The organism is Granulicella sp. WH15 (assembly GCF_009914315.1).
In the GTDB taxonomy this organism is placed as follows: Bacteria; Acidobacteriota; Terriglobia; order Terriglobales; family Acidobacteriaceae; genus Edaphobacter.
In genome coordinates, this window is record NZ_CP042596.1 from 578,490 (window position 1) to 588,066 (window position 9,577).

Here is a 9,577-nt window from a genome sequence, read left to right on the forward strand (position 1 = left end):
CATGGCGATCATGATTAAAACGACGGCGGAGATTGAGAAGATGCGGCGGTCCGGCATCCTGCTGCGCCAGGTGCATGACGCAATTGCGCCGCTGGTGGTCCCAGGCGCGACCACAATGGATCTCGAAGAGGCTGCGTGCCGCAAGATCGAGGAGCTGGGAGCGATTCCGGCGTTCAAGGGATACCACGGGTTTCCCGCGGCGCTGTGCACCTCGGTGAACAACCAGGTGGTGCATGGGATTCCCAATGCGAAGACCGTCCTGAAGGATGGGGATATCGTTTCGATCGACTGCGGCGTGATTCTGGATGGCTATTACTCCGACGCGGCGGTTACTTACCCGGTGGGTAAGGTCTCGGAGCAGACGACGAAGTTGCTTGAGGTGACGAAGCAGTCGCTGGAACTGGCGATCAAGCAGGCGGTGGTCGGTGGTCGGCTGGGGGATATCTCGGCGGCGGTGCAGGAGCACTGCGAGGCTGCGGGGTTTGGCGTGGTGCGGGAGTTTGTGGGGCATGGGATCGGTAAGGCGATGCACGAGGACCCGCAGGTGCCGAACTACGGTGCCAAGGGCAAGGGGCCGCGCCTGAAGGCGGGCATGGTGTTGGCGATTGAGCCGATGATTAATGCCGGTGGGCCTGAGGTGAAGGTGCTGAAGGATGGCTGGACAGCGGTGACGATCGACGGTGGGTACAGCGCGCACTTTGAGCACACGGTGGCGATCACCAAAGACGGCCCGTACGTTCTCACGCGCTAGAAGAACACGTCTTCTGGAATAATAGTCCGGTTCGAGAGGACTCCTTCTAATGGTATTTCTACGACTTGTTATTGCCGCCTCGTGTGCCTTCGCCTGCGGCACGGGATACGCGCAGAGTTCCGATGTTCCGCTGACTCCGCGCGATGCTCCAGCGAAGAGCCTGCCTGTACCTACAGACGTCAGCCCTGAGATGCAGAGGCTGATCGCCGCACCGCTCCGCACGGACTGGGACGCGCAGTGGAAGACCGGTGAAGAGGCGCGCAAGGCAGCCGATGCCGCCGCCGCTAAGGCTATTCCGAACCTTGCCGCAATGCGCGAACGCCTGCACGTCACGGTCAAGCCGCAGGTGATCGACGGCGTACGGGTCTTTGTCGTGACGCCCGATACCATTGCCCCCGAACATCGCGACAAGCTGCTGGTTCACGTCCATGGCGGCTGTTATGTGCTCTCGCCCGGCGAGGCGGCAACGTCGGAGGCGATCATCATGGCGGGTCTGGGGCACTTCAAGGTGATCTCGGTCGACTACCGCATGCCGCCCGAGGCGTACTTTCCCGGTGCGCTGGACGATGCGATGAAGGTCTATCAGGCCGCGCTCAAGATGACTGCGCCGAAGAATGTCGGAGTCTTCGGCACCTCGGCCGGCGGCGCTCTGACGCTCGAGATGATGCTCGAGGCGAAGGCGATGGGGCTGCCGATGCCGGGTGCGATCTCCTCCGGAACGCCGATGTCCGACGTGACGAAGGTGGGCGATTCGTTCTATACCAATGAGAAGGTCGACAACGTGCTGGTCTCGCGGGATGGATTCTGCGATGCGGCGGTCAAGATCTACGCCCATGGGCACGACCTCAGGGACCCGCTGCTCTCGCCCGTCTACGGCGATATGCATGGTTTCCCTCCAGCGATTCTGACTACCGGCACCCGTGACCTGCTACTCAGCAACACCGTCCGGGTCCACCGCAAGCTGCGCCAGGCTGGAGTGGAGGCGGAGCTGGAGGTCTTTGAGGGGCAGTCACATGCCCAGTACGGCTCGAATGATCGAGTGCCGGAGACGAAGGAGGCCTTTGGAGAGATCACGGCCTTCTTCGACAAGCATCTCGGTCATTAATAACATTGGTTCGCGCCGGGATCGATTCTGGGTTATCATGAGAAGTGCTGCGCAGCGAAGCGCGGTGCGGAACCGTGGGTCTTTGAAGGGTAAATCTGCCGCAGGCAGAGAGCAATCCCCAAAGGCGCACCCTTTCCAAAGGAGATTCGTTTGTCGAAGGAAGATGCAATTGAGGTTATGGCGGTAGTCGTCGAGACGCTGCCCAATGCGATGTTCAAGGTGGAGCTTGAGAATAAGCACCAGGCTCTCGCCCACGTCTCTGGACGTATGCGCAAGAACTTCATCCGCATCCTCCCCGGCGATCGGGTCGCGATCGAGCTCAGCCCCTACGATCTCAACCGCGGGCGCATCGTCTACCGCTATAAGTAGTCAGCGTAACTATCGCGATGGACGTCAGCATCCCGGCCAATCCAAGCCGTTGCGAGTTGGCTCTAAGAGTTTTGTAAGCGTGGTTTTTCCACCTTCGGGTGTGGAAGCCGTGTGCAAAAAGTGTGAGGCCGTTGCTCACCAACCAGAAGGGAACCACAATGAAGGTCCGTGCGTCAGTAAAGAAGATCTGTGACAAGTGCAAGGTGATCCATCGCCGTGGCGTGGTTCGCGTCATCTGCGAGAACGCCAAGCACAAGCAGCGCCAGGGCTAATCTGGGCTGGTCATCTTTTGAAACGGCCCCGCCGGGCTAGTTAGCCGAAGTCAAGGCTTGCGTTGAACCTGGTGGAAGCACCGTAAACCAATCACCCCGCTCCTCGGGCCAGACCCGAGAGCCGCAACCGAAAAGGAACTCTCATGGCACGTATTGCCGGAGTCGACGTACCGAACAACAAGCAGGTACGCATCGGCCTCACCTATATCTTTGGTATCGGGGACTCGCGCGCAGCGAAGATCCTGGCCGAGGCCAACATCGATCCGATCGCCAAGGTCGGCACGCTCGATGAAGATCAGCTCAACGTCATCCGTCAGATCATCGAGAAGGGCGGCCAGATCGAAGGCGACCTCCGCAAGGAGATCTCGCTGAACATCAAGCGTCTGATCGAGATCCAGTCCTACCGTGGCCTCCGCCATCGCCGCTCGCTCCCTGTCCGCGGCCAGCGCACCCACACCAACGCTCGCACGCGCAAGGGCCCCCGCAAGGGCACGGTTGCCGGCAAGAAGAAAGCGACCAAGTAAATGGCGAAGACACAGAATCAGCAGAAGAGCGGCAAGGCTGCCGCTGGCAAGGGCAAGAAGTTCAAGAAGCGCGAGCGGAAAAATGTTCCGTACGGCCTGGTCTTCATTCAGGCTTCGTTCAACAACACCATCGTCACCATCACCGACCAGACCGGCAACACGCTGAGCTGGAAGAGCTCGGGCTCGCTCGGCTTCCGCGGCTCCCGCAAGGGAACCCCGTTTGCCGCGCAGCAGGCCGCTGTGGGCGCTGCCAATGCGGCCCGCGACCACGGTCTCCGTTCGGTCGATGTGCGCGTCTCGGGCCCCGGCTCGGGCCGTGAGTCCGCGATCCGCGCGCTCGCGACCGCCGGTATCGATGTGCGCAGCATCCGCGACGTTACGCCGATGCCGCACAACGGCTGCCGTCCGCCGAAGCGCCGCCGCGTCTGATCTTTCTTTTCTTTTCGGGTTGTCTGTCGTGTGTTCTGGAGTAAAGACACACGACAGGCAGCTCAGAACTTACAACTCAACTGGATCGTGACGAAGCGCAGCCAGCGCGTAAAACGATCGACACCCGAATTCAGGAGATTTCACAATGGCACGTTATACCGGACCCGTCTGCCGGCTCTGCCGCCGCGACGGCGTCAAGCTCTTTCTCAAAGGACCCAAGTGCTTTACCGAGAAGTGCCCCGTGGAGAAGCGTAACTTTCCTCCCGGCCAGCACGGCCAGTCGCGCAAGGTAAAGAAGGTTGTGGGCTACGGTCTGCAACTGCGCGAGAAGCAGAAGGCCAAGCGCATCTACTTCACGCTCGAGACCCAGTTCCGCGCCTACTACGAGAAGGCGTCGAACCGCACCGGCGTCACCGGCGAACTGCTGTTGCAGCAGCTCGAGACCCGCCTCGACAACGTCTGCTACCGCCTCGGTCTTGCCACCAGCCGCCGTCAGGCCCGCCAGGTCGTCCGTCACGGACACATCCAGGTCAACGGCCGCAAGGTGAACATCCCGAGCTTCCAGTGCAAGGTCGGCGATGAGATCGCGATTCGCGAGGGCTCGAAGGCTCTCGGAATCCTCGAGACCGCGAAGGAGTTCGCAGGTGGTCTCCAGTCCGTCACCTGGCTGGATATCAACCGCGACAACCTCTCCGGCAAGGTCATTGCCCTGCCGAAGCGCGAGGATGTTCAGCTCCCGGTCAACGAGCAGCTGATCGTCGAACTGTACAGCAAGTAGTTTTTTGTAAGGCAGCCGTTAGCCTCTGGCGCAAGCCAAGGGCTGACGGCTGCAAAGTTGTTTTACCAGTCAATCGTTGTATCCGGCTTTACTAACAATTCAGCAGGCAACCGCAGTATCCGCCCATCGCAAAATGCATCGCGGTGCGTGACGGAAAAGGAGAATTACCTATGCTCTGGAGAGGTTTCCAAAAGCCCAAGCGTCTCGCCGTCGAGACCGAGACTCTCACCGATAAGTACGGCAAGTTCAGCGCTCAGCCCTTTGAGCGCGGCTTCGGTACGACCATCGGCAACGCGCTGCGGCGCACGCTGCTCTCGTCCATCGAGGGCGCGGCGGTTACGGCCGTCCGCATCGAAGGCGTGCTGCACGAGTTCCAGTCGATCACCGGCGTGGTTGAAGACGCGACCGACATCATCCTGAACCTGAAGCAGATTCCGTTCAAGCTCGCGGGCGATGGCCCCAAGGCGCTCTATCTGCGTTCGGATGCGGCTGGCGTGGTCACCTCGGGCCTGATCGAGGCTGATGGCGATGTCGAGATCCTCGACAAGAACGTGTACATCTGCACCATCTCCGAGGGCGGCAAGATCGACATGGAGATGCGGCTGAAGCGCGGTCGCGGCTACATCTCGGCGGACAAGAACTTCGACGCCGACCTGGGCCTGGGCTTCATTCCCGTGGATTCGGTTCACTCGCCTGTTCGTAAGGTCAACTACGTCGTCGAGGCGGCTCGTCTCGGTCAGATCACCGACTACGACAAGCTCTCGATCGAGATCTGGACGAACGGCACGGTGCTTCCCGCCGATGCTCTCGGCCTCTCGGCCAAGCTGCTGAAGGACCACATGACCATCTTCATCAACTTCGAGGAGGAGATGGAGGCCGGTCACGATGGCCTGCACGATGGTCCCGCGATCCGCAACGAGAACCTGAACCGTTCGGTTGAGGAGCTCGAGCTTTCGGTGCGCAGCTACAACTGCCTGAAGAATGCGAACATCGCCACCATCGGCGAGCTGATCCAGAAGACCGAAGCCGAGATGCTGAAGACCAAGAACTTCGGCCGCAAGTCGCTGAACGAGATCAAGGAGATCCTCGCGCAGATGGGTCTGTCGCTCGGCATGAAGATCGACGAGAACGGCAACCCGCAGCCCGGTCCGACCTCGGTCCTGCCTGCTGCTACGCTCGCCGCCAGCTTCGGCAACTACGATGATGACGACGAGGACGATGATGAGGACGACGATCTCGACCTCCCCATCGAGCCTGAGAGCTTCTAACTTTTACTTTAGGCGGAGGGGGTAGCTCTGAGCTGCTTCCTCCACCTTTTCACCCGCAACACTGAAGCAAACCGACTCAGGCCAGAAGGTCAAGTCGAAGGAGATTCCACCATGCGTCACCGCAACGGCGGCTTTAAGCTTGGCCGCAACACCTCACACCGTCGCGCCATGCTGCGCAACCTCGTTACCTCGATCATCCTGCACGACCGTGTCGAGACCACCATCACCAAGTGCAAGGCCAGCCGTCCTATCGTCGAGAAGATGATTACGCTCGGCAAGAAGGGTGACGTTCACTCGCGTCGCCAGGCGCTGGCTTACCTGATGACCGACGAGGCCGTTACGCGTCTCTTCAGCGTCGTCTCGCCGCGCTACGCGACCCGGCCGGGTGGCTACCTGCGCATCGTCCGCACCAGCACCCGCAAGGGCGACGCAGCCGAGCTGGCTGTGGTCGAGCTGCTCGGAGCCGAGCAGGAGCTGAACGAGAAGGCACAGAAGCGCGCAGAGGCTCGCGAGAAGAAGCGCGAGGAGCTGCAAAAGCAGATGGAAGAGCAGAATCCGCCTGCCGAGCCGACCGAGTAGTTTCAGGCTTCAACAGGAACAAAGAAACCGGCGAGCCAGTGATGGCTTGCCGGTTTTTCTTGGTGAAGACAAAAGATGAAAAGCGCCCTCACGCCGGGCGGGCGGCACTTCGTTCGGCAGCAAAGTGCTAATGCCGGATGAGCCACATGATCCAGCTGGCGGCGATGGTGCAGCCGACGAACAGAGCAAAGCAGAGTGCGCCGAACTGGATCATCCGCCTGGGCTGCGAACGCTGGGTGATGCCGAATACGATCGACGTGAAGAGCGAGAAGAGCAGCAGCGCGCTGAAGTGAGAGAGGATCACGATGCCTTCCTTCCGTTGGCCAGCGAGTGCGCATCGACAGCGGAGACGATGTTCAATAGCCCCGCGACCACGATGAACTTGGTCCCGTAGTCGGCCATTGCGATCTGCGGCGGGGTGATGCCCCAGTCGAAGAGCCGCGCCAGCACATAGAGCAGGCCGGAGCCGAGGTCACCGGCGAAGCCCAGCATGTCCAGCAGCTCGCCCGTGTTGGGCGAGTAGATCTTGCCCTGGAGCGCAATGCCGATCGAGAACATGCAGACGACCGAGACGAACAGCAGCAGCGCCCGGACCCACTTCTTCAGGATCAGGTGGCCCGCTCCGGGGATGAGCCAGCCCGCGATGAGGACGATGGTTGCCAGTGCGGAGGCGTTACCGGCGGCTCTGGCCGGGGTTTTGACGTTGGTTGTCATTCGTCCTCAATGATAGCAGTTTCAGATTCTTACCAGCTCTCGCTGGATACGGCCGGTGACGCTGGCGGAGGTGCGGCGGGCGATCATGTTGACCTCGCTGCGCACGCCGAACTCTCCGGGGAAGTAGATGCCCGGCTCGACCGAGAAGCAGGTGTTGGGCAGGATCAGGCGCTCGTCGTGGGTCTCGAGGTTGTCGAGGTGGGCGCCGCTGCCGTGCAGCTCGGCGGCGATATTATGACCAGTCCGGTGGGTGAACCACTCGCCGAATCCGGCTTCACGGATGACGGCGCGGGCGGCGTCATCCGCCTCCCAACCGGCGATGGGGCGGCCTTCGCGGAAGGCGGCTTCGACCGTCAAGATCGCCGCGTCCCGGGCGTCGCGGACGGTGGTGAAGATGAGCTGGTCGCGCTCGGTCGGCTCGCGGTCGACGACGCCGGTCCAGGTGATGTCGTAGAAGATGGAGTCGGGGCGGTCGAGTTTTGCCCAGAGGTCGATGAGGACGAAGTCGCCGCGACGGATGGGCCGCGAGCTTTCGGGCGTAGGGTCGTAGTGCGAGTCCGCGCTGTTGGGGCCGCAGCTCACGTTGGGGCCGTGCTCCCAGACGAGGCCGACGGCCTGCATCTGCTGGCGCAGGTACTCGACCATCTCGTATTCGTTGGTGCCCGTGCTGCGGACGCGACGGCCCATCTCGAGCCATGCTTCGGCGAGGATCTCATCGACCAGCTTCTGTGCGGCGTAGTGGGTCTCGAGCTGCTCGTCGGTCAGGACGGCCTCGAACTCGCTGACCAGGTCGGCGGAGCTGACGATCTGCTTGCCCATCTCGCGCAGCAGCTCGACGGTGCCCGCGTCCACCATCGAGACGTACATGATGGCGTTGCGCGGGGAGTACTGCATGGCGAGCTTGGTAGTACCTGAGAGCAGGGTGTTCAGCTCGGACTCCAGTTCTTGCCACGAAGAGTAAGCGGCGAGCGTGCCGGGCAGGGAATCGAGACGGCCCGACTCGATCCGGTGGACCAGTTTGCGCGGCTCGCCCGTGGCGGGGATGAGGTAGAACCAGCGCCGGGTGACGTGCGCGTTCGCGTCCAGGCCGAGGATCCGGTAGGCCAGCGGGTCGCGGTGATGGTGGTCGTAGAAGAGCCAGCCATCGAGGTTCTGTTGCCGCAGCGCCGACTGAATCTTGTCGATGTTCATAGGTCGATAGTACTTCGTACCGTTCTTGGGTGTGTATGGGGAAGTTAGCTTCTGAGAGCCTCCCGCTGGTAGGCAGCGAGTATCTTTTCTTCCCGACCAACGGGAGGACTACGCGAAGCCGTAAAAAGGCGTGTGAACGCCCGCCCCGCGCGTAGCGGGCCTGTCCGGTAGGACAAGCCTTTATGGCTGGTAATGCACGGGCGGTTGTTTGGCTGCGGGAAGCGTAACGCCGAGCATCTCGGCGAAGCTTGGCGCGATCTGGCGCATGTCGATCACCTTCAGGTCGCGGCCAGCGGCAATGCCCCGGCCCTTGAGCATGAACGCCGAGCGCATCGCCGGGGTCGAAGGCAGATAGCCGTGCGTGCCGGTGTGGGGCGAGTCCTCGACGACGGCTCCGCTGGTGTTGCCGCCGGAGCCGAAGCCCTCCTTGAACTCGACCAGAAACGCCGCATTGGGGAAGCCTCCGCGGGCCGCGATCTCGTCGTGCGAAAGGATCTGCGCGATGCCGAGCTTCGGGTTGGCCTTCGCCTTGTCCAGTACGGCCTTTACTTTGGCCAGGGTGGCGGCGTCGTCGGTGTCGTGGAGCAGGATGGCGCAGCTTCCGCCCGCTGTCCATGCCTCGGCCTTCCAGGAGAGTACAGGGGCGTCATCCTCTCCGGCTTTCCTGTGCCCCAGCGTAATCAGCCCAGCCTTGGTGAAGAGCGCGTTGAGGTGGATGATGTGATCGATGCGGTAGAAGCCGTGGTCGGAGACAATGGCGATCCGGGTCGCGGGATCGACCGCCAGCGCGGCCTGCTCGATCTGGTGGACCTGCACGTCGAGCTTCTCGAGCGCGGCGTTGGCCTCGGGGCTGAAGGGGCTGTGCTGGTGCTCCTGATGGTCGAGGTTGGCCAGATGGACCAGCATCAGGTCGGGCTTGTCCTGCCGCAGAATCGCGACTGCCTCGGCGGTTTTGGTCTCGTCTGTATCGGCGTCTTTGGCGGGGTGGATGTGCAGCCGCTCAAGGATGTCCGGCGGGTTGTAGGGCGAGATGGCGGGCGTGGCCGTCTCCTCGGACTGCGCATGCTCGGCGATGTTGTAGTCGATGGGCGCGCCGACCGTCACCGGCCAGCTCACGGCACCGGTTCGAAGCCCGGCCTTGCTGGCAGCCTGATAGAGCGTCTCGACCTCGATGGCGCTGAACTCCCAGTACCAGACGCCGGGGTGCTCGCCGAGCGGGTCGAAGCGCACGTTGCTATAGATGCCGTGCTCGACCGGCCAGACGCCAGTGACGATGGTGGTGTGGCTGGGGTAGGTGACGGTGGGGATGACGCCTTCGACACCCTCGGCCCAGGTGCCCTGGGTGAGGAAGGTGCGGAGAGTGGGCACCTTGAGGCCGTGCTCATCGGCGTGGGTAACGTAATCAGGCCTCATGCCGTCGAGCGAGATGATGACCAGCGGCGCGGGCTTCTGGGCAAAGGCGGACAGGGCCGGGAACAGCGCCACGGCAGCGATGAGCAGGGACTTGTTCAGCATCTCTGCAAGATACCGCATTTAGATGAACAAAACGTGTCCTGCCGGACGGGCCTCTTGCGCGGAGGGCGGGCGTTTGCACGCC

At 62.1% G+C, this 9,577-nt stretch carries 13 protein-coding genes; 9 read left to right on the top strand and 4 right to left on the bottom strand.

All coding sequences use genetic code 11. The features are described from left to right. Position 1 precedes the first annotated feature (1 nt). The 9 genes from map (at position 2) to rplQ (ending at position 6,075) form a co-directional block, all read left to right on the top strand. Positions 2-751: a type I methionyl aminopeptidase gene (gene map, locus FTO74_RS02580; RefSeq protein WP_162536742.1), complete on the top strand. Its 750-nt coding sequence runs from the start codon at positions 2-4 to the stop codon at positions 749-751. A gap of 49 nt (positions 752-800) precedes the next feature. Next, a complete protein-coding gene (locus tag FTO74_RS02585) occupies positions 801-1,856 on the top strand; it encodes an alpha/beta hydrolase (RefSeq protein WP_162536743.1) in 1,056 nt (351 codons plus the stop codon). 150 nt (positions 1,857-2,006) lie between these two features. Further along, complete coding sequence (gene infA / locus FTO74_RS02590) at positions 2,007-2,225, top strand: translation initiation factor IF-1 (protein WP_013581270.1); 219 nt, start codon at positions 2,007-2,009, stop codon at positions 2,223-2,225. A 158-nt stretch (positions 2,226-2,383) separates the two neighbouring features. Continuing rightward, positions 2,384-2,497 (top strand): 50S ribosomal protein L36, encoded by a 114-nt coding sequence (gene rpmJ / locus FTO74_RS02595; protein WP_013581269.1) that lies wholly within the window; start codon positions 2,384-2,386, stop codon positions 2,495-2,497. A 143-nt stretch (positions 2,498-2,640) separates the two neighbouring features. After that, a complete protein-coding gene (rpsM, locus tag FTO74_RS02600; RefSeq protein WP_162536744.1) occupies positions 2,641-3,021 on the top strand; it encodes a 30S ribosomal protein S13 in 381 nt (126 codons plus the stop codon). Next, the gene (rpsK, locus tag FTO74_RS02605) at positions 3,022-3,450 is read left to right on the top strand and encodes a 30S ribosomal protein S11 (RefSeq protein WP_162536745.1); all 429 of its coding nucleotides are present in this window, start codon (positions 3,022-3,024) and stop codon (positions 3,448-3,450) included. 145 nt (positions 3,451-3,595) lie between these two features. Then, on the top strand, positions 3,596-4,228 hold the full coding sequence (gene rpsD / locus FTO74_RS02610) for a 30S ribosomal protein S4 (RefSeq protein WP_162536746.1): 633 nt from the start codon (positions 3,596-3,598) through the stop codon (positions 4,226-4,228). Positions 4,229-4,398: 170 nt separating this feature from the next. Then, positions 4,399-5,496 (top strand): DNA-directed RNA polymerase subunit alpha, encoded by a 1,098-nt coding sequence (locus FTO74_RS02615; RefSeq protein ID WP_162536747.1) that lies wholly within the window; start codon positions 4,399-4,401, stop codon positions 5,494-5,496. A 111-nt stretch (positions 5,497-5,607) separates the two neighbouring features. Next, positions 5,608-6,075 (top strand): 50S ribosomal protein L17, encoded by a 468-nt coding sequence (rplQ, locus tag FTO74_RS02620; RefSeq protein ID WP_162536748.1) that lies wholly within the window; start codon positions 5,608-5,610, stop codon positions 6,073-6,075. A 127-nt stretch (positions 6,076-6,202) separates the two neighbouring features. Here rplQ and FTO74_RS02625 read toward each other — a convergent pair whose 3' ends face one another. From FTO74_RS02625 to FTO74_RS02640, 4 genes are all read right to left on the bottom strand, one after another. Further along, on the bottom strand, positions 6,203-6,379 hold the full coding sequence (locus FTO74_RS02625) for a hypothetical protein (RefSeq protein WP_162536749.1): 177 nt from the start codon (positions 6,377-6,379) through the stop codon (positions 6,203-6,205). Continuing rightward, complete coding sequence (locus FTO74_RS02630) at positions 6,376-6,789, bottom strand: DUF6677 family protein (protein ID WP_162536750.1); 414 nt, start codon at positions 6,787-6,789, stop codon at positions 6,376-6,378. The genes FTO74_RS02625 and FTO74_RS02630 overlap by 4 nt, the downstream gene beginning before the upstream one ends. 21 nt (positions 6,790-6,810) lie before the next feature. Then, positions 6,811-7,980 (bottom strand): Xaa-Pro peptidase family protein, encoded by a 1,170-nt coding sequence (locus tag FTO74_RS02635; RefSeq protein ID WP_162536751.1) that lies wholly within the window; start codon positions 7,978-7,980, stop codon positions 6,811-6,813. A 180-nt stretch (positions 7,981-8,160) separates the two neighbouring features. Beyond that, positions 8,161-9,495, bottom strand: a complete 1,335-nt coding sequence (locus FTO74_RS02640) for an ectonucleotide pyrophosphatase/phosphodiesterase (protein ID WP_255462460.1) — start codon at positions 9,493-9,495, stop codon at positions 8,161-8,163. Positions 9,496-9,577: the final 82 nt, after the last annotated feature.